The following is a 24605-nucleotide window of genomic DNA, read 5'->3' on the forward strand; positions in this document are numbered from 1 at the left end:
ACACCTTCCGTGGGACGCGGAGGCGAAGGCCATCGTCGACGATGCCCACCGGCTGGGGCGCACGGGGGCCGCGCACGCTATCGGCACGGTGCACAAGGGCCTGTGAGCCGCGCGGCTCCGGGCCAGAGCACCCTGTCTCCGGCCGGGAGCCACTCAGGACCTCAGAACAGCGTCAGCCCGTCCACCCAGATGTCGTACGGGTCCGCGCCCCAGGTGTCCGTGCGGATCTCCACGTAGTCCACCTTCGAGAACGTGGGCGAGCCGCTGGCGGTGCGTGTCCAGCCGCTGCCCCCAGCAAGCGGAATATCCACGTAGACCCACTCGTCCGGCGAGGTGGGCAGCAGATTGGCGCTCGGCGTGTAGACGTACTCGCCGCCGCCGGTGGTGCCCAGCACGACGACCGGAAAGGTGCCCTGCCAGCCGTACTGGTTCGGGTTGCGCGCGCGGAGGAAGACGCCCAGGCGCGTCCGGCTGGAGGCGTTGAGCGCGAGGTTGCGGCCCACGGGCGCGAAGACGGCCAGCCCAAAGCCCTCGTTGCTCGCCACCTTCACCGAGCCGCTCCCGAACAGCTTGTTCACCGTGTCATCCGTGAGCGTGGTGGTGCACGTCGAGTTGCACCGGAAGCCCCACTGCGAGGCCGTGTCCCCGAGCGCCGTGCCGTTCGGCGCCACCGCGACAAGCCGCGAGGCGAGGCCGCCGGTCGTGTCGTCGTTGACGAACACGTCCGCGTCATACAGGCCCGCGGATGGGAAGGTGACGGACGGCGTGGCGGTGCCAGCTCCCAGCAGCTGGTAGGGAGGGAGCGCATCCGGCACGAAGCTGGCGCCCGCGCGCTGCACCAGCCAGTGGAAGCCGAGCGGATCGTTCTTGTCGGAGGAAGCGGAGGCGTCCAGTGTCACGGGCTGCCCGGCCACGGCGCTCACCGGCGCGAGCTGCGCGTCGGGGCCCCCGTTGTTGGGGTTCAGGCCGCAGCCGCCCACGGTGAAGACCCCCTCCACCTGGCAGCCCAGGCGCGGCGTGGGCATGACGTTGCCGCCCGTGCAGTTGGAGGCCAGCATCACCCCGCGGGTGGCCTCCAGGTACACGTCGCAGTTGCCCGTGCAGCGGCTGGTGTTCGTGCCGTTGCTGGCGAAGGTGTTGCGCTGGATGAGCAGATGGCTGGAGTTGGCCAGGCTGCTGCGCGGCTTGCAGACGTCCAGCACATCCCACTCCTGGATTTCGCGGCCCGTCAGGAGGATGCCCACCCGCCCGCTGTTGGCGATGCGGTTGCCCTCGATGACGGTGTGGCGGTCCTCGCCAATCTGGATGGAGATGCCATCCACGAGGTTGCGCTCCACCGTGTTGCCGGACACCACCGCGTTGTCATTCCCGCCGAGCCACAGGCCGTAGTTGCTGTCCGACGCGATGTTGCCAATGAACTTGTTTCCGTCGCACCAGGACTCGATGGCGTTGTGCGGGCTGAACGAGGTGTCGTTGTTCTGGAGGGTGTTGTTCGGGGCGCAGGCGCCGATGACGGCGCGCAGGAAGATGCCATCGCCACCGTAGCGCGTGTCGTTGCCGTAGAGCAGATTCCGGCTGCTGCCTGCGTCCACGATGATGCCCGCCGAGTCCCGGGTGTCCACGCCGTACCAGTTGGACGGATACACGAGGTTGTCGCCGCGGATGCCCCAGCTGAAGTCATTCCGCGCCAGCACGTTGTTGTGCGAGTCCACCAGCGTGGCGCCGGTGTTGGAGCAGTGGCTGGCCACATTGCCCACCACCTGGTTGTTGCGGCTGTTAGAGCGCAGCTCGAAGCCGTTCCAGTTGCGTGACAGGGCGCTGGCATTCACGGTGCTGTCCGTGACGCCGTCGAAGCGCACGCCGCCGCCCTGCACCGAGTCCTGCACCCAACCCGCCGCGGGGTCGGTGAAGTTGTCATCGAACGCCGCGTCCTCCACCAGCAGCCGCGCCGCCGAGGAGGCCGTGAGGCCGTAGCGGAACCCCTTCGCGCCACAGCCGCGCACGGTGACATCGTTGACGCCGCTCACGGAGAGGCCCACGGTGGGCGCCGCCGTGGTGCCCGTCCCGGAGCTGCTCCGGAACACGGTGCCGGGCGCGCACTCCAGCGTCACACCGCTCGCGGTGATGCGCACGGCGGGCGTCCCGGACGAGGACGGCAGGTCATACGTGCCGGCGCACACGCGGGTGGATGCGCCCACGACGAGCTGCTGGCCCGCCACCGGGGTGACACATGACGGCTGCAGTCCGGTGGTGAAGTACGCGAGGTTGACGACATGGGCCTCGCTGAGTGCGATGTTGAAGAGGCGCACGTCATCAATGAGCCCCTGGAAGGCATTGCCCGAGGGGTAATTGCCAATCTCCACGGCCTTGTTGGAGTTCTGCAGGGTGCCACTGACGCTGGCCTGGGCCACGCGCTGGCCGTTGACGTAGAGCCGCATCGTCTGGCCGTCATACGTCCCGGCCACATGGGCCCACTGACCGGCCGTGGCGGGCGCCGTGATGTCATAGGGCTGGCCCCAGGTGCCACCGGGCAGGACGATGGTGAAGTGGTACTGCCCGCCAGAGACGGACAGCGAATACGAGTCATAGCCGTACCACTTGTTGACGACGGTCTGGCTCACGTCCACGCGCGAGGGCTTCACCACGGCGGCCAGCGTGAGGCTGGTGGTGAAGTGGAGCTGTGGCTTGTCCGCCACATCCACCACGCCGCCCGCGAAGGAGACGGCCGAGCCGGACAGGCCCGTGGCGCAGGTGGCCGCGCCGCTCTTCTGGCCATCCGCCGGGCTGGCGTTGCCGGAGGTGTCCCGCAGCAGCGTGCTCGTGTCCGAGCAGTCGTCGAAGTCCCACAGCGCGGTGGCCTGGGGGATGCCATAGAGCGCCGAGGCCAGCCGCTTCACCTGCGTGCCATCCAGCGCGACGTTGAAGAGGCGCACGTCGTCGATGAGGCCGGAGTAGGCGTTGCCGCTCGGGTGGTCACCGATGACGATGGGCCGGTTGGAATCCTGCAGCGAGCCGGTGACGCTGGCCTGGGCCACCCGCTGGCCGTTGACATAGAGCCTCATCGTCTGGCCATCGAAGGTGCCGGCCAGGTGCGCCCACTGACCAGCCGTGGCGGGCGCGGACAGGTTGTACGTCACGCCCCACGTGCCCCCGGGCAGCGCGATGTCGAACTGGTAGCGCCCGTTGCGGATGGCCAGCGCGTACGAGTCGTAGAAGTACCACTTGTTCACGATGGACTGAGAGCCATCCACGCGCGCGGGCTTCACCAGCGCGGAGAGGGTCATCGCGGTCGTGAAGTGCAGGTCCGACCGATCCGCCGTCTCCACCCGCCCCTGCCCCGTGAAGCGCCCCGCGGCGCCCGAGGGCGAGCGAAAGGCACAGCCCACCTTCCCGCTCCAGACTCCGGTCTTGCCCATCGAATCGGCGATGAGGTCGGACGTGTACGAGCAGTCGTCGAAGCTCCACACCGCCACGGGCGCGGGCAGGCCCGGGATGGTAACGATGGCGGAGCGTTGGGATTCGGCCGAGGTCTCGGCGGCGCGCTCTTCTCCCACCACGCCGCAACTGATGGCGAGCCCCAGCGACAGCAGGGCAACAACAAGCCTTGACATGAACAGCCCCCTCTCGGCTCGCGCACGGCCCCTCCGTGGAGCCCGGGGCGCGAGCACAGGCGCCACGTACCTAAGCCCCGGAAGACCGTCAATGCAATCTGTTCACAGTCGCCATAAAGTTGCGTGTGACAGCGATTCCCACGGCGCGCCGGACACGTCGGCCCTGCTCCTACCGTGTAAGCCGCAATCGGATACCGTTTCGCCTGCTCGAGGTGGGGTGGGCGGCCTGAGCAGGCATGTACCCAAAGGGGGCTGCACGGCCTCCCCATCGGCCGAGCGCACTCCTGCGGTCAGCAACCGGGTCAGTCGGCTGCGGTGTGGGAATCAGTGGCCGCTTCACCTGTCTCCGCGCGAGGCATGCCAGGCCGCAGCGTGTAGGACGTCTGGAAGGCGTCGAACAGGTCCAGGTACTGCTCGAGGTACCGGGTCATCAGAAACCGTTCCCGGACCTTTTCACGCGCGGCCTCCCCCATGCGACGCCTCAGGTTCTCATCCGTGAGCAGAAGGACCATCCTCTCGGCAGCTTCCTCGACCGAGGACACCAGGAAGCCGTTCACCCCGTCGTCGATCTGGTAGCGAATGCCCCCGACATTGCCGCCAATCACAGGCGTTCCCTTCCACATCGCCTCCGAGACCGTCAGCCCGAACCCCTCGCGCAAGGATTTCTGGAGCACCACCGCGGCACGCCGCTGGAGCGCATTGACCAGGGATGTGTCCTCGACGCTCAAGACGAGGACCCGATCCTCTCGAGCGCTCAAGAGCGACTCGTAGACCTGGGGGCCTTCCGGGTCATCGGTGGCGATGTTGCCCAGCAGGACGAGCGTACAATCACGAATGCGCCGGGCAATCTGGAAGGCACGGATGACTCCCTGCGGATCCTTCCAGCGATCGAAACGCGAGATCTGCACGACCAGCGGAAGGTCCAGAGGAATCCCGTAGTGGCGCAGGCGCTGCTCGACCTCCGCTTCAGAAAGCTCGCGGTTGGTGATGCTGAAGGGATCGATCGCCGGCTGGAAGATGAGCTGCGGAACGCGCCACCGCTGGCGGAACTCTTCGGTGCTCTCAATCACCGCGTCGTACTGCTCGATGTACCCGGTCAGGTACTCCCAGATGTCCGGGCTGGGCTGCGCCAACTCGATGTGGCACCGCCACACCCACGGCCCGCGTTTGTGCGAATACTGAACCAGCGGGAGCGGCTGAGGATCATGAACGACGACGTAGTCGTGGTCGAAGCGGTTTCGAAGGGCGTTCTGGAATGCGACCTCCTCGTAGATCTCCTTCTTGATGTCGGTGAGCTGGATGGACTCCCCTTGAAGCGCGTTGTGCATCTTCTTCGTGATGTTGAAGAAGTCTGGCGGTCCCTGAATCGCTCTCCACTCCGCGGCAAGGCCCAACGAGCGCATGAGCAGCGTCAGCGAAGACAACATCTCGGCAACACCACCACCGTAGTAGGTCGAGTTGATGTGCGCGACGCTGCGATCCGAAAGGCGCCGTCCCTTGTTCAGGATACGGTCGACTGCGCGCCGACCGATGAAGGGCTCGTAGTCCTGCACGGTCACCACCGAATGTCGTCCATACATGATCTGCCTCCCCCTTGAAGCTTTGACCCGGACGTTGGATGGCAAGGTGCGAGGGCTCGGAACAGATGGCCTGAGCTTCCACGACAAGCAGCGCAGCAAGCCCTTCATCGTGGCCTGGTCAGCTCAGGCCGAGCTCTGTGACGTCGTGCAGGTGCTCAGGCCCTTCGGAGGACCGGCTGCATGAGGGTTCGCTCGGAGAGCATCAAGGAGATGAAGCGTCCGGGCAGTTCCACGGCGGGTGGGGGCGGCCTTCCAACCAGTTCCGGCTGCCGCCTGCTGTTTCGACGCACCGCGGCGCTCATTCCCGCCCCGTCCAGATGGGCGCGACGAGTTGATACATCTTCTCACCCCACCAGTCCTTGCAAAGACACTTTTCTTGAATTGGACGACTTTCAACCTGTTCTCGACTGAGCTACATCACACTCGTTCACTTCACTTTTGGTGAAACGAGGAAGCAGATGAGAAGCCCCTGGAGATGGAGCGTCCCGCTGGCGCTCATGCTGGCGGTGGTGAGCCAGCCCGCGTTCGCCGGCACGGCGACGGTCTACTACTACACGCCCTACAAGGCCTGGAGCACGGTCTACATCCACCACAATGCCAGTGGGAGTTGGACCACCGTGCCGGGCACCCAGATGGGTTCCGCGTGCACGAACTGGGTCGTGAAGGTCATCACCACGGGGTCTGCCAGCACCTTCCAGGCTGTCTTCACCGATGGTCAGAACCACTGGGACAACCTCAACAACCAGTCCGGCGCCAACTACGACCTGCCCACGGGCGGCACCCACCAGATCAAGAACGGTCAGGTCCTGGCCAACGCGGGGGCCCCCTGCGTGACGGATACCCAGGCGCCGACCACGCCTGGCGGCCTCACGGCGGGCTCGGTGACGACCACCTCGCTCACGCTCTCGTGGACCGCGTCTACGGACGATGTCGGCGTGACGGGCTACACGGTCTTCCGCAATGGCACCCAGATCGGAACGGCGACCGGCACGAGCTACGCCGACTCCGGACTCACCTCCTCCACGACCTATAGCTACACCGTGAAGGCCGTGGACGCGGCCGGCAATGCGTCCGCCGCCAGCCCGGCGCTATCCGTGACCACCGCCGCGGGCAACAAGGCCGAGGTGTACTACTACACGCGGACTCGCAGCTGGAGCACCGTCAACATCCACTACGCGCCGACCGGCGGCTCCTGGACCGCTGTGCCGGGTGTGGCCATGTCCGAGTCCGCCTGTACCGACTGGGTGAAGAAAACCGTCGATCTGGGCTCGGCGGCCGGAATGAAGGCGGCGTTCAACAACAACAGCGGGACCTGGGACAACAACAACGGCTCGGACTACTCCCTCGGAACGGGGCTGATCACGGTGAAGGATGGTGTCGTCACCGCCAATGCCACCACGCCGTGTGTGGTGCTGCCTCCCGACACCAGCCCACCGGCCATCCCCTCGGGAGTTTCCGCGGCAGCATCCGGTACGCGGCTCTCCCTCTCCTGGAATGCCTCGACCGATGATCGCGGCGTGACGGGCTACGAGCTCACCCGCACCGGCGGCTCTCAGGGCACGAAGACCTTCACTTCCTCCGTCACCAGCTACAGCGACTCCGGCCTGGAGGCGCTGACGACCTACAGCTACACCGTGAAGGCCTTCGACGCGGCTGGCAACAAGTCCGCCGCCAGTGCGTCGGTCTCGGCCACCACCGGTGATGCGCCCCCGCCGCCTCCTCCAGGCGAGCCCCTGGGTGGAGACATCCGCGAGGACTCCATCTACTTCGTGCTGACCGCGCGCTTCTACGACGGCGATCCGTCAAACAACCGGGGCGGCAGCATGCACGTCAAGTCTGGCAATGCGGCCAACAACGACCCCATGTTCCGCGGCGACTTCAAGGGCCTCATCCAGAAGCTCGACTACATCAAGGCCCTGGGCTTCTCGGCCATCTGGATTACCCCGGTGGTGCTGAACCGGTCGGACTACGACTACCACGGCTATCACGCCTGGGATTTCAACAAGGTCGATCCACGCCTGGAGTCCTCGGGCGCCACCTACCAGGAGCTGATCAACGCGGCCCACGCCAAGGGCATCAAGATCATCCAGGACGTGGTCTACAACCACTCGAGCCGCTGGGGCGCCAAGGGGCTATGGACCGCCAAGGTCTTCGGTGTGCGAGACAGCCAGTGGAGCTGGTACTACGACCAGCCTGTCGCGGGCTTCGAGTACGACGGACTGACCATCGACCCGGCCACCGGCAAGTCCTATTACAACGGAGATCTGTGGTCGACGCCCGAGCCCACCGGCAACACCTGCCGCAGCTGGGGCACGCCGACGCAGTACACCAGCCAGGAGGGCTATCGCATCTACAACTGCCAGTGGCCGAACCCGACCTCCGGCATGTTCCCGGCGCAGTACTTCCACCAGTGCTGGATTGGAAACTGGGAGGGCGAGGACTCGCGCAGCTGCTGGATTCACGAGGACCTGGCCGACTTCAACACCGAGAGCACTCCGGTCCAGAACTTCCTCACCGGCGTCTACAACAAGTACATCGACATGGGAGTGGATGGCTTCCGCATCGACACCGCGGTCCATATTCCTCGCAACACCTGGAACCGGCGCTTCCTGCCGGCGGCCCTCCAGCACTCCGAGCAGAAGTTTGGCACCAAGGGCAAGGACTTCTTCATGTTCGGCGAGGTCGGCTCGTTCGTGAATGACAAGTGGAACCGGGGCTCGGTCAACCACTCCGCGCAATTCTTCACCTGGAAGGAGCGCCGCGAGTACAGCGCCGACGACGCCGCGGCCGCCCTCGAGCAGTACAACTACGAGCAGGGGATGGGCACGGCCCAGCAGCCGACCTCCACCAATGCCTTCCTCCAGGGCAACAACTACCACACGCCGGACCACAGCCAGTTCTCCGGCATGAGCGTGATCGACATGCGCATGCACATGAACTTCGGCGAGGCCAGCAACGCCTTCTGGAATGGCAAGGACTCGGACGACAGCTACAACGACGCCACCTACAATGTCGTGTACGTCGACTCCCATGACTACGGCCCGAACAAGTCCTCGACCCGTTATGCCGGAGGCACCGACGCCTGGGCCGAGAACATGAGCCTGATGTGGACCTTCCGGGGCATCCCGACGCTGTATTACGGCTCGGAGATCGAGTTCCAGGCCGGCAAGCAGATCGACTGCGGCCCGACCTGTGCGCTCGCCACCACCGGCCGCGCCTACTACGGTGACAACCTCGAGGGGAACGTGACGGCCTCCGACTACGGCGTGGTGGGCAGCGCTTCCGGCAAGGTCTCCGAGACGCTCAACAAGCCACTGGCGAAGCACCTGCAGCGCCTGAACCAGATCCGCCGCCGCATCCCCGCGCTCCAGAAGGGGCAGTACTCCACCGAGGGAGTCACGGGAACCATCGCCTACAAGCGCCGCTTCACGGATACGGCCAAGGGCGTGGACAGCTTCGCGCTGGTAACGGTCTCCAGTGGTGCCACCTTCAGCGGCATCCCGAATGGCACCTACAAGGACGCCGTCACGGGAGACGTGAAGGTCGTGACCAGCGGCTCGCTGACCGCCAGCGTCTCCGGCAAGGGCAACCTGCGTGTCTACGTGCTCGACCTGCCGGGCAATCCGGCACCGGGCAAGGTGGGCGTTGACGGTCCCTATCTGAAGCCCTGAGCCACACTCCCCAGGTGACTCGAGAGAGAGCCCCATCTGCTCGATGGGGCTCTCCTCTCACTTCTCGCCGAGCAGCAGGGCGGCGCGCTTGATGGCCGCTCGAATACGGACGTAGGTGCCGCACCGGCACACGTTGTCACTCATGGCCGCGTCGATGTCCGCGTCGGACGGATGGGGGTTGCGCCGCAGGAGCGCCACCGCGGCCATGATCTGACCGGGTTGGCAGAACCCGCACTGCGCGACGTCCTCGTCGATCCACGCCTGCTGCACGGGATGAAGCCCCTCGCCACCCAGTCCCTCGATGGTGGTCACCTGACAGCCCTCCACGCCGCCGACGGGTTGGATGCAGGGGCGGAAGGCGCCGCCATCGAGATGGCTCGTGCACGCTCCGCACACGCCCACCCCGCAGCCATATTTCGGACCGGTCACCCCCAGCAGATCGCGCAAGACCCACAACAGGGGCAGGTCCGCCGGTGCATCCACCGAGACCGTCTCATCGTTGAGGATGAAGTGATGAACCGGCATGTTCAGGCTCCTGCGTCGAGGATCGGAAAGCGGGTGGGCATGGTGCCTGTCGCCCGGGCGATGGCATTGGAAAGGGCGGCGGCCGCGGTGGGATAGCCAAGTTCCCCCACCCCGCCGACACGGTCATCGGATCGGACGAGGTGGACCTTGATCTCCGCGGGCGTGTGCTTCATCCGCAACCACCGGTAGTCGGCGAAGCTGCCCTCACGCACGGCTCCCGCGTCGATGTGGATTCCCGCGCTCAGCGTCGTCGACAGGGCATCGATCGCGGCGCCCTGGAGCTGCGCCTCGATGCTCCTGGGGTTGATGGGCAGACCGACATCCGCGGCGATGACGACACGCATCACCTTGGGCTCGGCTCCGCGGACATCAACCTCGACGAGGTGGGCAATGGAACTATCCCACTCCTCGTGAACCGCGACACCTTGAGCAACACCGGGCGGCAGTGCTCTGCCCCACTGCCCTTCCAGCGCGACCTTGCTCAGGACGGCCTTGAGCCGGTTCGACGTGAGATGGGATTGCCTCAACTCGACCGGATCGCGCCCGAGCTCACGGGCCAGCTGGTCGACGAAGAGCTCGTTGGCCACCACCACCTGACTGCTGAACACGGAGCGGAACGAGGCGGTCGGGATGGGAATCGAGACCTCGCGCAGCTGCTGCGTCACCAGGCCGAAGCTGTACGGCAGATGCTGCGTCAGCTCGAAGAACACCGCGCTGGTCACGTCGGGCAGGAGCGTTCCGAACACGGAGGTGACGAGATCCCCGAACCCATGAGGAAACTCCACGGTGGGGATGACGGCCCGGTGGTGCCAGCCGCGAATCGAACCGCCAGCGCCGAGGTAGGCGAGGATCCGGTGGTGGCTGGCTGGCCGGTAACGGCCCTGGCGCATGTCGTCGTTGCGGGTCCACATCAACTTCACGGGCCGCCCGAGCGCACGTGAGACGAGGGCGGCCTCCACCGCGGGCTCGTTGAAGAACCGTCGGCCGAACCCGCCACCTGCCCGCGTGGTGTGCACGGTGACCCGCTGCGGAGTGAGCGCCCAGCCGAGCGCCGTCGCGACCTCGCGTTGAGCGAACTTCGGATCCTGGGCGCCCAGCCAGACCTCGGCGTGGTCACCGCTCACGTGGGCCACGCAGCTCTGCGTCTCCATGGGCGCGTGGGCGAGATAGGGAAAGTCGAAGCGGGCCTCGAGGGTCTGCGTCGTGAACAGGGGCGGAAGAGGCCGCGTGCCCACTTCATCGCGAAGGCGTGCCCGGATGTCCGCGTCGGAGAGCTGGCTGGCCGGACCCGGCGCCCAGGAGATCCGCAAGGCGTCGCGAGCCGCGAGCGCATGAGCGAAGCTCTGGGCGGTGACCGCCACCCCCGTGGGCAGGGCCACCACGCCCACCACGCCCGGCATGGCCAACGCCGCCGAAGCGTCGTAGCTCTGGACCGAGCCCCGGAGGGTGGGTGGCCGCGCCACCACGGTGGGCAGTGCCCCGGGGATGTCGAGGTCGAGAGCGTAGCGAGCCGCTCCCGTGACGATGTCGCGGGCATCGATGCGACCGGTGGGTTGCCCGACCACCGTGTACGCGCTCGCTTTCTTGGGCTGCGGAGAGACTTCGGGCAGCAACACGCTCGCCGCGTCCTGGGCCAGCTCGCCGTACCCGGCCCGGCGACCGTCGGGAGCGAGCACCTCGCCGTTGGCGGTGGTGAGGCTGAAGGCCGGCAGCCACCAGCGGTGCGCGGCGGCGGTGACCAGCCGCGCCCGGGCACTCGCGGCCGCGGCGCGCAGGGGGCCCGCGAGGTAGCGCATCGTCGTGGACAACCCGGTGAGCTGGATGAGCCAGCGGGGGTCCGCGTTGGCGGTGCGCACGTCCACCGAACCCAGGCTGACGTCGAGCTCCTCGGCGACGAGCATCGCCACCCCCGTGGTGATGCCCTGCCCCGTCTCGGTACGCGGCAAGGTCGCGACGACTCGCCCGTCGGAGCGGAGGGTGATGTAGATGTCGAACGCGGTCGCGTCCGGCGTTACCGCCTCATTCGCCCCCAGCACGCCGGCTTCCACCGGGCTGGCCGGCGGAAGACCGAGGCCCAATCGCGCCGCGACCATCAACGTCGGCGAGGCCACCACCCATGTCAGGAATTGCCGACGATCTACAACCACCGGGACGGCCGTTTCCGGTCTCAGCGTGTCAGCCATGCGTGAAGTGTGGCACGCGCCACCCCGTGACTCAACGCCGGGCGCTAGCCGCTCCCGAGCGGCACTCCGGGCCTGGCCCGCCAGACGACAGTGGGCAGGTTGCGCCGGGTCAGCTCCGCTTCCAGCGCCTCCGGAGTCCCGGTGAAGAGGGGCATGTCGTAGTGCATGGGGACGACCGCTCGCACCCCGAGGAACTGGCAGGCCAGTGCCGCGCCATCCGGGCCCATGGTGGTGACGTCGCCGATGGGCAGCAGCGCCACCTGGGGAGACCAGCGCTCGCGGATGAGCGCCATGTCTCCGAACACATCCGTGTCCCCCGCGTGGTACACGCGCAGGCCGCCGGGCAAGTGGAGCACGAAGCCCACCGGGTCTCCCCCGTAGTTGATGAAGCCACTCTCCTTGTGCAGCACTCCCGAGGTGTGCACTGCGGGCGTCAGGCTCACCCCAAGCCCGCCCAACCGCACGGTGCCCCCCACGTTGGCCTGCGGCGTGCGCGCCACCCCGGCATCCCTCAACCAGTGCGCCACCTCTTCCACCGCCAGCACCGGCGCGCCCGTACGCAGGGAGAGCTCCACCGCCTCGCCGATGTGCTGCCAGTGGCCGTGCGTGATGAGGATTCCATCCAGCCGCTCCACCGCGTCCGCCTTCAGCGGGCAGCCCTCGAAGGACAGCCATGGGTCGATGAGGAAGACCTCGCCCCCCGCCGTCTCCACGCGCCAGGTGGAGAAGCCGAGCCAGGTCAGCTTGTTGCCCGCCAGGTCCACCGGCGCGCTCCGCGGTGCCCGAGGACGCCCGCGTGCGGCGGCCGCGGCCAGCGTGGACAGTCCGGACGAGACGAGCAGGAGCGCGCGTCGGCTGAAGCTGGAGTCCATGTCACGTCTCCCCGATGTACGCTGCACGGGCCGCTCCGCACGTCCCGGACGGTGCTCCCGGAGTCTGCCCGATGCGCTCCTCGCCTGCCCAGGCCCTCCTCCCCCTGCTGCTCGTCCTCGCCGCCCCGTCCTTCGCCGACGTCGCGCCAGACCCGCTCGCCGGCATCTCCGAGCCTCACCCCATGGATGCCAAGGCCGCTCGAGGCATCTCCATGAAGTACGAGGAGGTCATCATCGAGCTCCACGATGCCTATGCCATCATCGACGCCACCTTCACCATGGCCAATCCGGGAAAGGCCAAGGAGCTGCAGGTGGGCTTCCCTGGGAGGGGCGTGCCGCTGGAGCGGGGATTCGCCGTCCATGAGCCGCTGGTGGGTTTCTCCGCCTGGGTGGGAGACAAGTCCGTGTCCAGCGAGGACAAGGAACTTGTCTACACCTATGACTGGGGACCGCCGGGGAGCGGCTACAAGCGCTCGCGACGGGAGTCCTGGCACGTCTTCACCGTCCCCTTCGCCCAGGGCGACACGAAGCTGCGCGTGCGCTACGGGGTGGTGACGAAGCCGTACACCGGGGGGAGCTGGAGCTCCGACGAGAAGCTCGATGATCGGGAGGCCTGGTACATCCTCGCCACCGGCGGGCGCTGGGCCGGGCCCATCGGAGAAGCCGTCATCCGCGTCAAGGCGCGAGGCGGAGTGAAACCCCAGAGCATCCGCATCCGCGACGGGCACATGACGGGAGCGATCGCGAAGTCCAACGGAGAGACGGCCGCCGCCATGCTGCCCTCCTATGCCACTCGCGACGCGGAGGGCGTGACGCTCCAGCGCAAGAAGCTCGAGGCCAGGCTGGAGGACAACCTGCAGATCGTCTACCGGGCGGATCGCAAGCAACTGCCAGAGACGCAGTCAGAGTGGGACACCCGCCCGGCCGCCGCGCTGCTGCGCAAGGCCATGGGACTGAAGGATGAGGCGGCCGCTCCCACACCGCAGGGGAAGGAATAGACGCCCCATCCTCCGTACCTCACTGCTCGACGGTCCAGCGGAGCTGAGTGGACTCCCGGAGCTCGATCTTCTGGCTGCCCAGCGAGGCGTCATGACCGAAGAGCAGGGTGAGGGGGCCTGGCTCTCCATCCAGCGTACAACTGGCCGGGGTGTCCTGGTTGGTCGTGCAGTACGACACGGTCTGCCCATCTCGCTGCGCCTCGATGTACACCTCTCGTTTCACCAGTGCCCCCGCCTTGTTCACGAGCGAGATCGTGATGGTCGGCCGCGGGTCCAGCACGAGGGTGTCGGTCTCCTGCGCCACCACTTCCCTCGGTGAGAATCCCATCTTGCGGAAGCGCAGCCTGGGCATCGGCCGATCGGTTCGCAGCTTGATGTCAAAGGTTCCAGCGACGCCGGCTTCCGGCCACGGCGTGTCACCTTCGTAAACGTGAACGTGCTCGAGCGGCGTGCCGTCGCGCGCGGTGATCCTTCCGCGCCAGTGGACCAACGGCATGCGATTGAGCTGCAGCGTCATGGGCTCGCCGGAATAGGCGATCACGGACCCGCCCGAGAAGTCCTCGGCGCTCGCGGAGACTTCGAGCGGAGTGAAGTCGAGCGTGGCGGTCAGCTCACCCTTGTCATCGGCCATCAGTTGCTTCGTCTGGTATTTGGGCCCGTACGCGAGCACCGAGGAGCCACAACGGGGATCCGTCCGGGTCGGGTCGACCAGGTTCACCTGTGCACCTGGCACACGCGCACCAGTGTCGTCCACGACGGTGAAGTGCACCGTGAGCCCTCCGGGGGGAACCCCCGCGGCCCGAAGCGAATCGGCTCGGGCGCGGCGCTCACCGCCAGGGAGTGCCGAAGAAGGAACAGGCTCCTTGTCTACGCAGCCCGAGATCAGCACCGCCATGAGGATCATCGTTCTCATGGAGCGCACTATGACCCGCCGTGAAGCGGCGTCACTCCGGCAGTTGACCGTCGGCCGAATGACCGATGCCTCACGCCGACCGGCCGCAAAGGGGCGATGAGGCACCTGATGAAGAAAAAACGGGGTGCACGCCATGAGCGTGCACCCCGTGGAGTGAAGCGAAAGCGGACCGATCAGGCGGCGCGGAGCAGGTCCGCGACCTTGAACGCCGCAAACTGGGTCAGGTTGTACTTGTCGCCCTGAGCGGCAGTCGACTGGTCGCCCTTGCGCGAGCTCATCAGACCCTTGACCATGTCCATGACCCCGCCCGTGCTGTTGAGCTGCGAGCCCAGGCCGATGACGGAGCCGAGACCCGTCTTGCTCAGGAGCGAGCCGGCCTTGCCCAGCAGGCCGCCGCCGAGGTTGCCGACGAGGCCACCGATGATGCCCTTGAGGCCACCACCGTTGAGGACGCTGTTCGCCATGCCGACGATCTTCGAGGCGCCCGCGATGAAGGGACCCACGCCCGGGATGAACGAGGCAATCTGCCCCAGGGGCCCGTTGAGAATCTTGCTCGCGAAGCCGACCGCCTTCTTCGCGAAGTCACCGATCTTCTTGAACGCCTTACCGATGCCCTTGATAAATCCCATGGCGTGCTCTCTTGTGTGGAAAGGAAGTTGCGTTGGTGGAAAAGAAGTAGCTTTGAAGGGATTATCGCAGGGTGAGGTTGGAAGTTGTCAGCGGGTGAATTTTTTTCGAAAAGCCTCGTGAAATCAAGGCTTTAGCGAGGTTCGCCCCTTCTTCACCGCGTCGTCGAGGCCGGGATTTGCAGAGGATTTTACGGCCTCGCCACCCTGGGCACCCAACTCCACGGTCTTCTTGCGAGGCTGGTCGAAACCGCTCGGGGCCTGGCCGGCCTTGAAGGCCTCGACGCTGGCGCGCACGTTGGCCTCGATGGCCTCGGCGGTGGGCGGCTCGACCCCCATCTTCCTCAGGTTCTCGTCGCTGACGACGAGGAACGCGGGCTCCACGCCCGGGTTGTTCATGTAATACCCGACGGTGTTGACGAACTCGTCGAGGCTCATCTCGAGCTCCGCGGCGATCTTCATCACGTTCGGGTCTGCGAGGATCTTCGCGCGCAGTTCCGCAGAGACCGGCGGGGGAGCATCAAGTTGCTCTACGTCAGTTCCATCGCTCATTCGGACCTCGAGTGTAATGTTGAGGCTGGAGAGTATGGTGGTGTCGTCCCGCCGTTGTCGATGGGAAGTCTTGGCCAGCTTCCCGTGACAGAGGGGAAACGATGCTCCCTTTGGACCCACACAACCCAGGCCGCCCTCCCAGCGAGGAGCCGGGAGGACGCCAGCCCCCGCGGCGGGTGTGGCGCGTGCTAACTCCGCCTGCGCGGCGCGGAGAACCGGGCACGGTAGGCGGCTGGCGTCACCCGGAGGTGGCGGCGAAAGGCGCGCTGCAAGGCGTCGAGCGATCCGAACCCGCTCTGGGCCGCGATCTGTTCGAGTGACCCGTCGGAGGTCTCCAGGAAGAACCGCGCGCGCTCCAGGCGGGCCTGCTCGGCGAAACGCGCCGGCGTCTGCCCGGTCTCGCGGGCGAACACCCGGGCGAAGTTCCGCTCACTCATCGCGGCGCGCGCGGCCAGCGCCGGGACGCTCAGGTCCGCGTCGGGGTGCTCTACCATCCAGGTGATCAGCTCGCCCATCCGGTCGGAGGTGCCCGCCTGCGCGGCCAGCCCCTCGCTGAACTGCGACTGGCCCCCGGGGCGGCGCAGGAACACCACCAACTCGCGCGCCACCTCCGCCGCCACCGCGCGACCCAGGTCCTGTTCGACCAGCGCGAGCGCGAGGTCGATCCCCGCCGTTACTCCCGCGGAAGTGCAGATGGGTCCATCGAGCGTGTGGATCGCATCCGGCTCCACCCGCGCGGAGGGGACCAATTCCTGGAGCAGGCCGCACGCCCTCCAATGGGTGGTGGCGCGCCGGCCGTCCAGGAGCCCGGCCGCGGCGAGCGCGAACGCGCCGGTGCAGACACTGCCGATCCGCCGCACCGAAGGCGCCACCTTCGCGAGCCAGGCGCCCACGCCATCTCCGAGGATCGCCTGGTAGAGCGCGTCCTCGCTACCGCCCGCGACCAGCACCGTGTCCAGGCGCCGGGGGAGCCTGGCCAGCGCGACCGTGTCCGCGAGCGCCACCGCCGAGGCCGTGGCCAGCGAGCCCCCGCGAGGCGAGGCGATCAGCACCTGGTACGCGCCCGGCTGGAAGAAGGACGCCGCGCCGAAGACACTCGCCGGACCAGTGATGTCCAGGGGATGGACGCCGTCGAAGGCCACCAGCGCAACGGTCCTCGCGGCGCGCGCGTTCCGCCGCCCTCGGGCCGATGGCAGAATCCGCGGTGTGGCTGTCTTTGCGGCCATGGGGCCCGGACCGTACCTTGAGCGGCATGACCCGCTCAAACGCTGCCCTCGTCACCCTGGTCGCCGGCCTGATCGCCTGCACTGGAGCGCCCGTTGCTCCCGACAACCGCCCGCTCACGCTCACGTCGGAGGAGCAGGCGGAAACCCTGGCCGGGCTGAGGCCGCCCAAGCGGGCGCGGCCGGTCATCGCCGTCCTGGGCCTGAACGATGGAAGCGAAACCACCGACTTCCTGGTCCCGTACGGCGTGCTCCGGCGCTCCGGGGTGGCGGACGTCGTCGCGGTCGGCATCGAGGCCGGGCCCATCACCCTGATGCCAGCGCTGACCCTCCAGCCGCAGGCGACCGTGGCGGAGCTGGACGCGCGGTATCCGGACGGCGTGGACTACGTGTTTGTCCCCGCCATGCACCGGGACGACGAGCCGGCCGTGCTGGCCTGGTTGAAGACGCAGGCGGAGAAGGGCGCGACCCTGGTCGGCATCTGCGAAGGGGCCAAGGTGCTGGGAAAGGCCGGGCTGCTCGACGGCCGCGCCGCCACCACCCACTGGCACTCGGTGGAGGCGCTGCGCAGCGAGCACCCCACGATGCGCTGGGTCCGCAACCGGCGCTACGTCGTCGACCGCGGCGTGGTGACCACCACTGGCGTGACCGCCTCCCTGCCGGTGTCACTCGCCGTAGTGGAGGCGATCGCCGGGCGCGCCCGCGCCGAGGAACTGGCCCGCGAGCTGGGCGTGACGAGCTGGAGCGCTGAGCACGACAGCGACGCCTTCCAGCTGGGCTGGGGGCACATCTGGACGGCGATCGGAAACACGGTGGCGATCTGGAACCACGAGGACGTGGCGCTGCCGGTCGAGCCCGGCATGGATGAGCTCGCCCTCGCCTTCACCGCGGACGCCTACTCGCGCACGTACCGCTCCCAGGCGAAGACGGTGGCGGCGGTGGAGGGCGAACTGACCACGGCGCAGGGGCTCCAGCTCGTCCCGGATCTGGTGGAGGGATCGGCCGCCGGACTGCACAGGCTCCCGCCGCTCCCGCAGGAGGCGCCCGCCGGCGCACTGGACGCGGCCCTGGACGGCATCACCGAGCGCTACGGCCGCCGGACCGCCGCGTTCGTGGCACTCCAGCTCGAATATCCGTGGGCGGATGGCCGGAAGTAGGCGGTCTGCCTCGTCATCGAGGCTCGTTGCCTCCGTGGAATCGCCCAAACCTACGGGCCAGAAACACTGCACTGACCACCGCCGAGAGTCCCGCTACGGCGACGTGTTCCATGTTGCGCAGCTCGAAGACTCCAACGTGGCACAAGAGGAGGTAGCCGACTGCGACATTGAACGATCCCCAGAGGACGTTCACCGTCGAAGACGACAGTCCCTCACCCGGAGGCCTGGCGAATGGGGTTTGAAAGGGTCGACCCATCATCCCGCTGACCAGGTGTGGGATCGCGTTCGCGAGGAATGCTCCGCCAAAAAAATACGACACGCCGTGATACCAAACCATTTCAGGTCTCTTCTGAGGTTGGGAAAGCCGAGGACATTCGTATACACGGCCTCCGGACACCGCGCACGCGAGCGGGTGGAGGAAGCGCGCGAGGGAATGGGTCCTGCCGACGCCAGCATCAACCCCTGATTGGCGCCTTCGTTCAGCGTGAAAGCCGAGCCGCGATGCCGTCGAGCACGCACTCCAGGCCCTTGTCGAACACGACGTCGAACGATGGGTGGGTGGCGTCCCGAACCACCCTGGCGAGCATCGGGAAGCGGCCGGTGGCGACCATCCGCTGGATGTAGGGCCACGAGGCGTTCTGCCATTCCGTCTTGTTCATGCCGCTCTCGAGCTCGGCGCGCAGCTCGCTGGCTTCAGTCCGGATGGCACCGATCACGTAGGCGTTGACGGTTCCGACGGCCTGCATGACGGCGTCGATGTCCTCGAAGCCCGGGGTGTCACTCAACGCGGCGAGCGAAGCCTCGAGATGCGCCAGGGCATTGGGGCCCAGATGGAGCCGGCCGGCCACCAGGTCGATCAACCACTTGTGCTCTCGAGCGGCCCGCCGGGTGCGATGGGCGATCGACCGGAGGGCCTCGCGCCACTCGCCGCGGATCGGCCCCTCGGACACCATCTCCCCGTACACCGCGTCCACCATGAGCTCGAGCAGTTCCTCCTTGGTGGACATATAGCCGTACAGCCGCATCGGCCCGGCATCGAGCGCGGCCGCGACCTTGCGCAAGGACACCGCGGCGAGGCCTTCCGTGTCGGCGAGCTCGATGGCGGCGCGCACGATCCGGTCCCTGCTCAGCGGTCCGGGGGCGGGACGGCTGGCGGGCTCCGGACGCTCCCAGATGAGAGTGGGGTCCGGCTCGCGCGGCTTCTGGGTCATCGCGATTCGTCTTGCCTCATTGGGGTGCGGTTGACAACCAGCCGTCCGCGATACACTGTATCGAACGATACATCGTATCGAAAGGGACGGTTTTCCAAGTGGAATCAACTTCGGTGCTCGTGATCGGGGGCGGCCTGGTCGGCCTGTCTGCCTCGGTGTTCCTGGCCTGGCGAGGTGTGCCGACGGTGCTCGTCGAGAGGCACCCCGGCAGCTCGCCGCATCCACGTGCGATCGGCTACACGCCGAGGACGATGGAGCTCTACCGTGCGGTCGGGCTGGGTCCCCGCATCCCGCAGAGTCCGCCCGGCTTCCGGCTGCGCCGGGCCCGGGTCGAGAGCCTCGCCGGAAAATGGTTCGAGGAGTACCCGTGGACACCTGAGGATCAGCACGCGCCCACGATCGACTACTCGCCGTGCACAGGTGCCGCGGTCGCGCAGGATCGTCTCGAACCCATCCTTCGCGAGAAGGCTGTCGCTCTGGGTGCCGACATCAGGCTCGAAACCGAGCTGATCAGGTTCGAACAGGATGTCGATGGCGTGACCGCCTGGCTGCGCGAGCGCAACGGAAGAGAGTACGTGATGCGCGCGGCCTATCTGGTCGCGGCGGATGGCCACCGCAGCCCGATCCGGGAGTCATTGGGGATCGGCCGCACTGGACGTGGCCACATGCGGACGGTGCGCAGCGTCCTGTTCCGGGCTCCGCTCGAGGAGTACCTTCGAGAGGGAATCACGCAGTTCCAGATCGAGCAGCCGGGGCTCAGCGCGTTCCTCACCACCTATGGCGACGGCCGCTGGGTGCTGATCTTCTCGGATGACGAGGAGCGCGACGAAGACACGCTGCGGGCGATGGTGTCCAAGGCGATCGGCAGATCGGACCTGGAGGTCGAACTCATCACCACGGGCCGTTGGGAGCTGAGCGCGCTGATCGCGGACCGTTTCGCGTCCGGCAGGGTGTTCCTTGCCGGGGATGCCGCGCACACCCTGCCGCCCAGCCGCGGTGGCTATGGTGCGAACACCGGCATCGAGGATGCCCACAACCTCGCGTGGAAGCTGTCCGCAGTCCTCTCCGGTGCGTCGACGCCACAACTGCTCGACACCTACGACGCCGAACGACGCCCGATCGCGTGGCTCCGACACCAGCAGATATTCGCCCGGGCGGATTACAAGGCGGACGCGGCCGGGACCTCCGAGGGCGTGCGGATCATCGACGACGCCGCCATGGAGTTGGGTCAGCTGTACCGATCGACCGCGGTGCTCGACGCCGGGGATGGGCTCCCGCCCGCGTTGCGGCCCGAGCAGTGGGCAGGTCAGCCCGGCACACGCGCGCCGCATGCGTGGGTGTCCAAAGGCAACGAGCGGCTGTCCACACTCGATTTGTTCCAGCGAGCATGGGTGCTGCTCGCCGAAGACGAGCGGTGGTTCCCCGCCGTGACGCAGGCCGCCGAGCAACTGGGCCTCGAAGTGGAGAGCCTGCGCATCGGCATCGACGTGCGGCCCTCTGATCCGGAAGCGTTCCGGAGGGCATTCGGCCTGGGAATGGGAGGAGCCTCGCTGGTCCGCCCCGATGGTTACGTGGCCTGGCGCTCCATCGACCTGCCAGCGGATCCGCTCCGCGCACTCACCAACGCCCTCGGGCGCGTGTCGTCCGCCACGCGCCGGTCCCAGGCGCCTGGCGCGGCCGATTCATGAGCCGTGCCAGCTATTGAAGGGCGACTCGCCGCTGGGCCGCTCCTTCTCATACCCAATACGCCCAGCGCGAGTACCTGGGCCACGGCCGCTTGAAAGCGCTGTCGTTGCGCATGGAGCTCCAGGCGGACTGCTTCGCCAGCATCGGGACGAATCCAGACCAGAGGGAACGAAACATCCTGGAACAGGGCAACGTCGAGGAATGACTCGCCGCGGCTTCGGCTGAGCCTTACCGCGAGCACGTCGTTTTCTCCTCTCGTCACAAGTTGCAGTGCGTCAAATTGCAGATGTCATCCTTCTGCTTGTGAATCACGTGTATTCGCTTCCACTATCCGGCTCCCTTTTCTGACCGCTCCGTGTCGCGCTTCGACCTTCCGAGGTTCGAGCGGGGTGGTGTGCCGGAGGAACGACATGCACTGTCTGCCGTTGTCTCGCGCTTCTTGTGTTGCCCTGCTCGCGGTCCTGGGGCTGCTCGCCCTGCCCGCGTGCACGGATGATGATGACAACACCCCGACGCCGCCTGGCGATGCGGGAACGAGGGCGGACGCGGGTACAGATGCGGGCACACAGGGGGATGCGGGAACCGACGCGGGCACACAGGGGGATGCGGGGACCGATGCGGGCACGACGGTGGACGCTGGGGTGCCCTGGGATGGCGGCGTCGCGGGGGACTTCTCCTGTCAGGGAAAGACGCGAGAGACGCTGACGTTCGCGCCGGGCCAGGAGCAGGACATCCAGGACGCGGTGAACGGGCTGGCCGAGTGCACCACCGTGCAACTCGCCGCGGGCACCTACACCTTCGACAACGCCATCACCATCCGCCAGAACGGCATCATCTTCGCGGGCGCCGGCAAGGGCGCGAAGGGCGAGGGAACGGGCACGGGCTCCAGCACGGTGCTCGTCTTCACCGGCGCCGCGGCCAACACCAACGGCCTGGACGTCGTCGGCAAGCTGTTCGAGGTGCGGGACCTGGCCATCTGGAACGCGAAGAAGGACGCGCTCCGCATCGAATCCTCCACCGACGTGGTGATCCGCCGCGTACGCACCGAGTGGGCCGAGCAGAACAAGGAGAGCAATGGCAAGTACGGCATCTACCCGGTGAAGTCGAAGTACGTGACCATCGATGACTGCGAGGCCTACAACGCCGCGGATGCGGGCATCTACGTGGGGCAGACCCAGTACGCCATCGTGCGCAACAGCAAGGCCCTCCAGAACGTGGCCGGCATCGAAATCGAGAACACGACCTTCGCGTACGTCTACGGCAACACCGCCCAGGACAACACCACGGGCCTGGTGGTGTTCGACCTGCCCGGCAACACGCTCAAGGGCACGGACATCCGCTTCAAGAACAACATCGTCACCGGCAACAACCGTCCGAACTTCGCCTCGGTGAGCGCCAGCAGCAGCACCGTGTCGCAGGTGCCCGCCGGCACGGGCACGTTCATCCTCGCCTCCCGGCGCGTGGAGTTCACCGGGAACGTGTGGGCGAACAACAACACCGTCGACCTCACCATCCTGAGCGGTCTGTCCATCGAGCCGAACACGGACCAGTGGGCCGCGGGTGGTTTCAACTTCGGCACCTCCGACGTCTACATCCACGACAACCAGTTCCAGGGCGACAGCGGGGACTCGGTGGACAATGGAGCCCCGGACCAGGCCAAGCGTCCGCTGGGCGCGCTCGTCTACACCGTCTACCAGTACGGCGCGGCCGAGAAGGGCGTGACGCACGTCGAGCACATCCTGTGGGACGGCATCGACCCGGCCCCTCGCGACGAGACGAAGCCCAACGCCATCAACATCTGCGTCGCCGGCAACGAGTTCCCGGCTGGCACCACGAACGTGCTCGTGGACTTCGACCTCCAGGCGGTCGCGGCGAACCTCAAGGGCGCCTCGCCCAACGTGGCAGCGGCCTGGGCCGAGACGAAGCGCTACGCGCAGGGCGCGGCACCGTACAACTGCAGTGGCTTCAGCCCGCCGGTGGCGGTGGGCAACCCGCTGCCGTAGCCAGCCCTCCTGGAGCCCGATGAGCATGCGCACACCTTCCCGTCCGACCCCTCATCTCGCCGCGGTGCTGCTGGCCCTCGTGCTGGCGGCCTGCGGTGGCCCCGAAAAGCATTCCCAGGGTGTTCCGGATTCAGGAACGACTCTCCCGGAGCCCGACGCCGGAGCTCCGGATGCGGGTGAGCCGGACGCGGGCACACCCGATTCCGGGACTCCGGACGCGGGTGCACCCGACGCTGGGATACCTGACTCCGGGACACCCGACGCCGGAGCTCCGGACGCGGGCGAGCCGGATGCCGGGGAGCCGGAAGACCCACTGGTCATTCCCAAGACGCTGTCGGGCTTCGGCCTCTTCACGGGAAGCCCGGGTGACGGCGGGCTGCTGCCAGTGGAGGGCAACGTGCCCTACACGCTGACGACGCCGCTCTTCTCCGACTACATGGTGAAGTCGCGCACGCTCTATGTGCCTCCGGACAAGGTGGCCCACTACGACGCGAAGGACGTGCTGGACCTGCCGGTGGGGACGCTCATCACCAAGACGTTCTCCCTGCCGGCGGACCTGCGCGCGCCGGACCAGAACCTCCGAGCCGTGGAGACGCGGGTGCTGGTGCATCAACCGTCGGGCTGGGCAGCGTATCCGTACCTCTGGAACGCCGACCAGACGGAGGCCACGCAGGTCCCGGGTGGCCGCGTGCTCTCCCTCGAGTACATCGACCTGGACGGGGAGGCGCGAACGCTCTCCTATCTGGTCCCCAGCCGCAACCAGTGCCTCACCTGCCACCACCTGAAGAACGAGGCCGGTGATCAGATCCTCGTGCCCATCGGCGTCAAGGCGCGCTACCTCAACCGGACGAACGTCTACGGGGGCGTGGAGCACAACCAGCTCGACCATCTGGCGACGCTCGGCAAGCTGGACGGGCTGCCCCCCACCGAGGAACGGCCCCACGCTCCGGATGCCTTCGATGAGGAGGCGGCGTCGCTGGAGACGCGGGCGCGCACGTACCTCGACATCAACTGCGCCCACTGCCACAACCCGAAGGGCACGGCCGGAGATACCAGCCGCCTCTTCCTGGACATCGACAACGCGGACCCGTTCCACCTGGGCGTCTGCAAGCGGCCGGGCTCGGCGGGCAACGACGTCGGCGGCGAGTTCGACATCGTCCCGGGGGACCACACCACCTCCATCCTCTGGTACCGGATGAACACCGTGGAGTCGGGGAAGATGATGCCGCAGATTGGCCGGAGCCTCCGCCACGTCGAGGGCTCGAAGCTCATCGCGGATTGGATCGACTCCATGCCCAAGCAAAGCTGCAAGTGAGGTCCGGCGGGAGCGGGGCGGGGCCTCAAGCCAACTCGGAGTCATTCGTCACGTCCAAGTACAAGCTTGTGAGGGTTCGAGGTGTGGAAGTAGCGTTGCCCGAGCCAGCACTCACTGTCGTCGTCCAAACGAGGAGATTCACCCCATGCGCATCAAGTCACTTCTGGCTGTTTTCAGCACGGGTCTCATTCTCGCTGTGATGGGTTGCGGCACCGAGGCCGAGCAGGTCCCGGCGTCCGAGCCCGCTCCTGTCGAGGCTCAGGCCTCTCAGCAGAGCATGACTCCGCTGGCCATCTGCCCGATGAAGTGGACGTGCAATTATCAGAGGTACTACGGCACACAGGAGCAGTGCACAGCCGCATGTGGCAGCACGCCCTGCGAGCGTGACTACGCATGTACCGGCAGCTGCGTCTGCCCCTGAGGCGCGCTGGCAGAATCCCGGTGCTCGCGGTCGCAGGTCGCCAGGGAGGAGTGCTCTA

18 protein-coding genes are annotated in these 24605 nt (G+C 67.1%); 8 read left to right on the forward strand and 10 right to left on the reverse strand.

Translation table 11 applies throughout. The annotated features are described in order from the left end of the window. Positions 1–161: 161 nt before the first annotated feature. Entirely contained in the window at positions 162–3611 is a 3450-nt protein-coding gene (locus tag DAT35_RS23780) for a LamG-like jellyroll fold domain-containing protein (protein WP_108069423.1), read from the reverse strand. 302 nt (positions 3612–3913) lie between these two features. Continuing rightward, complete coding sequence (locus DAT35_RS23785; RefSeq protein WP_233261671.1) at positions 3914–5299, reverse strand: glycosyltransferase; 1386 nt, start codon at positions 5297–5299, stop codon at positions 3914–3916. A gap of 350 nt (positions 5300–5649) precedes the next feature. On the opposite strand from DAT35_RS23785, the gene DAT35_RS23790 reads away from it, so the two are divergent. Then, positions 5650–8862, forward strand: coding sequence for a carbohydrate binding domain-containing protein (locus DAT35_RS23790; RefSeq protein WP_108069425.1), 3213 nt, complete (start codon positions 5650–5652; stop codon positions 8860–8862). Between the two features lie 57 nt (positions 8863–8919). Here DAT35_RS23790 and DAT35_RS23795 read toward each other — a convergent pair whose 3' ends face one another. Genes DAT35_RS23795 through DAT35_RS23805 form a run of 3 tightly spaced genes read right to left on the reverse strand, consistent with a single transcriptional unit; the run spans position 8920 to position 12442 of the window. Next, positions 8920–9387 (reverse strand): (2Fe-2S)-binding protein, encoded by a 468-nt coding sequence (locus DAT35_RS23795; RefSeq protein WP_108069426.1) that lies wholly within the window; start codon positions 9385–9387, stop codon positions 8920–8922. Positions 9388–9389: 2 nt separating this feature from the next. Further along, on the reverse strand, positions 9390–11570 hold the full coding sequence (locus DAT35_RS23800; RefSeq protein ID WP_108069427.1) for a molybdopterin cofactor-binding domain-containing protein: 2181 nt from the start codon (positions 11568–11570) through the stop codon (positions 9390–9392). Positions 11571–11614: 44 nt separating this feature from the next. Next, complete coding sequence (locus tag DAT35_RS23805; RefSeq protein WP_108069428.1) at positions 11615–12442, reverse strand: metal-dependent hydrolase; 828 nt, start codon at positions 12440–12442, stop codon at positions 11615–11617. A 71-nt stretch (positions 12443–12513) separates the two neighbouring features. Here DAT35_RS23805 and DAT35_RS23810 point away from each other — a divergent pair, with 71 nt between their 5' ends. Further along, entirely contained in the window at positions 12514–13440 is a 927-nt protein-coding gene (locus DAT35_RS23810) for a hypothetical protein (protein WP_108069429.1), read from the forward strand. A 19-nt stretch (positions 13441–13459) separates the two neighbouring features. On the opposite strand, the gene DAT35_RS23815 is transcribed toward DAT35_RS23810, so the two are convergent. The 4 genes from DAT35_RS23815 to DAT35_RS23830 all read right to left on the reverse strand — a co-directional run bounded on the left by DAT35_RS23815 (position 13460) and on the right by DAT35_RS23830 (position 16757). Continuing rightward, a complete protein-coding gene (locus DAT35_RS23815; RefSeq protein ID WP_146209854.1) occupies positions 13460–14353 on the reverse strand; it encodes a hypothetical protein in 894 nt (297 codons plus the stop codon). 173 nt (positions 14354–14526) lie between these two features. Next, the gene (locus DAT35_RS23820; protein WP_108069431.1) at positions 14527–14982 is read right to left on the reverse strand and encodes a hypothetical protein; all 456 of its coding nucleotides are present in this window, start codon (positions 14980–14982) and stop codon (positions 14527–14529) included. A gap of 123 nt (positions 14983–15105) precedes the next feature. Further along, positions 15106–15531: a hypothetical protein gene (locus DAT35_RS23825; protein ID WP_108069432.1), complete on the reverse strand. Its 426-nt coding sequence runs from the start codon at positions 15529–15531 to the stop codon at positions 15106–15108. Between the two features lie 188 nt (positions 15532–15719). Further along, positions 15720–16757, reverse strand: coding sequence for a GlxA family transcriptional regulator (locus DAT35_RS23830; RefSeq protein WP_108069433.1), 1038 nt, complete (start codon positions 16755–16757; stop codon positions 15720–15722). 26 nt (positions 16758–16783) lie between these two features. Between DAT35_RS23830 and DAT35_RS23835 the strand changes: the two genes are divergently transcribed. Beyond that, a complete protein-coding gene (locus DAT35_RS23835; RefSeq protein WP_108069434.1) occupies positions 16784–17911 on the forward strand; it encodes a DJ-1/PfpI family protein in 1128 nt (375 codons plus the stop codon). A 479-nt stretch (positions 17912–18390) separates the two neighbouring features. On the opposite strand, the gene DAT35_RS23845 is transcribed toward DAT35_RS23835, so the two are convergent. Beyond that, positions 18391–19122, reverse strand: a complete 732-nt coding sequence (locus tag DAT35_RS23845) for a TetR/AcrR family transcriptional regulator (RefSeq protein WP_108069436.1) — start codon at positions 19120–19122, stop codon at positions 18391–18393. A gap of 113 nt (positions 19123–19235) precedes the next feature. Here DAT35_RS23845 and DAT35_RS23850 point away from each other — a divergent pair, with 113 nt between their 5' ends. From DAT35_RS23850 to DAT35_RS23870, 5 genes are all read left to right on the forward strand, one after another. Beyond that, entirely contained in the window at positions 19236–20810 is a 1575-nt protein-coding gene (locus DAT35_RS23850; protein WP_233261673.1) for an FAD-dependent oxidoreductase, read from the forward strand. Positions 20811–20899: 89 nt separating this feature from the next. Next, positions 20900–21013: a neutral zinc metallopeptidase gene (locus DAT35_RS23855; protein WP_255415200.1), complete on the forward strand. Its 114-nt coding sequence runs from the start codon at positions 20900–20902 to the stop codon at positions 21011–21013. Positions 21014–21218: 205 nt separating this feature from the next. Next, positions 21219–22811, forward strand: coding sequence for a parallel beta-helix domain-containing protein (locus DAT35_RS23860; protein ID WP_108069439.1), 1593 nt, complete (start codon positions 21219–21221; stop codon positions 22809–22811). A 25-nt stretch (positions 22812–22836) separates the two neighbouring features. Further along, complete coding sequence (locus tag DAT35_RS23865; protein ID WP_108069733.1) at positions 22837–24126, forward strand: SO2930 family diheme c-type cytochrome; 1290 nt, start codon at positions 22837–22839, stop codon at positions 24124–24126. 145 nt (positions 24127–24271) lie between these two features. Continuing rightward, entirely contained in the window at positions 24272–24547 is a 276-nt protein-coding gene (locus tag DAT35_RS23870) for a hypothetical protein (RefSeq protein ID WP_108069440.1), read from the forward strand. Positions 24548–24605: the final 58 nt, after the last annotated feature.

It is taken from the genome of Vitiosangium sp. GDMCC 1.1324, assembly GCF_003044305.1.
Classification (GTDB): Bacteria; Myxococcota; Myxococcia; order Myxococcales; family Myxococcaceae; genus Archangium.

What these genes read in the sequence shown, in the direction of transcription:
- DAT35_RS23780 (WP_108069423.1), bottom strand. Translation starts at nt 3,611, where the DNA reads ATGTCAAGGCTTGTTGTTGCCCTGCTGTCGCTGGGGCTCGCCATCAGT.
- DAT35_RS23785 (WP_233261671.1), bottom strand. Translation starts at nt 5,299, where the DNA reads ATGAAGGGCTTGCTGCGCTGCTTGTCGTGGAAGCTCAGGCCATCTGTT.
- DAT35_RS23790 (WP_108069425.1), top strand. Translation starts at nt 5,650, where the DNA reads ATGAGAAGCCCCTGGAGATGGAGCGTCCCGCTGGCGCTCATGCTGGCG.
- DAT35_RS23795 (WP_108069426.1), bottom strand. Translation starts at nt 9,387, where the DNA reads ATGCCGGTTCATCACTTCATCCTCAACGATGAGACGGTCTCGGTGGAT.
- DAT35_RS23800 (WP_108069427.1), bottom strand. Translation starts at nt 11,570, where the DNA reads ATGGCTGACACGCTGAGACCGGAAACGGCCGTCCCGGTGGTTGTAGAT.
- DAT35_RS23805 (WP_108069428.1), bottom strand. Translation starts at nt 12,442, where the DNA reads ATGGACTCCAGCTTCAGCCGACGCGCGCTCCTGCTCGTCTCGTCCGGA.
- DAT35_RS23810 (WP_108069429.1), top strand. Translation starts at nt 12,514, where the DNA reads ATGCGCTCCTCGCCTGCCCAGGCCCTCCTCCCCCTGCTGCTCGTCCTC.
- DAT35_RS23815 (WP_146209854.1), bottom strand. Translation starts at nt 14,353, where the DNA reads ATGAGAACGATGATCCTCATGGCGGTGCTGATCTCGGGCTGCGTAGAC.
- DAT35_RS23820 (WP_108069431.1), bottom strand. Translation starts at nt 14,982, where the DNA reads ATGGGATTTATCAAGGGCATCGGTAAGGCGTTCAAGAAGATCGGTGAC.
- DAT35_RS23825 (WP_108069432.1), bottom strand. Translation starts at nt 15,531, where the DNA reads ATGAGCGATGGAACTGACGTAGAGCAACTTGATGCTCCCCCGCCGGTC.
- DAT35_RS23830 (WP_108069433.1), bottom strand. Translation starts at nt 16,757, where the DNA reads ATGGCCGCAAAGACAGCCACACCGCGGATTCTGCCATCGGCCCGAGGG.
- DAT35_RS23835 (WP_108069434.1), top strand. Translation starts at nt 16,784, where the DNA reads ATGACCCGCTCAAACGCTGCCCTCGTCACCCTGGTCGCCGGCCTGATC.
- DAT35_RS23845 (WP_108069436.1), bottom strand. Translation starts at nt 19,122, where the DNA reads ATGACCCAGAAGCCGCGCGAGCCGGACCCCACTCTCATCTGGGAGCGT.
- DAT35_RS23860 (WP_108069439.1), top strand. Translation starts at nt 21,219, where the DNA reads ATGCACTGTCTGCCGTTGTCTCGCGCTTCTTGTGTTGCCCTGCTCGCG.
- DAT35_RS23865 (WP_108069733.1), top strand. Translation starts at nt 22,837, where the DNA reads ATGCGCACACCTTCCCGTCCGACCCCTCATCTCGCCGCGGTGCTGCTG.
- DAT35_RS23870 (WP_108069440.1), top strand. Translation starts at nt 24,272, where the DNA reads ATGCGCATCAAGTCACTTCTGGCTGTTTTCAGCACGGGTCTCATTCTC.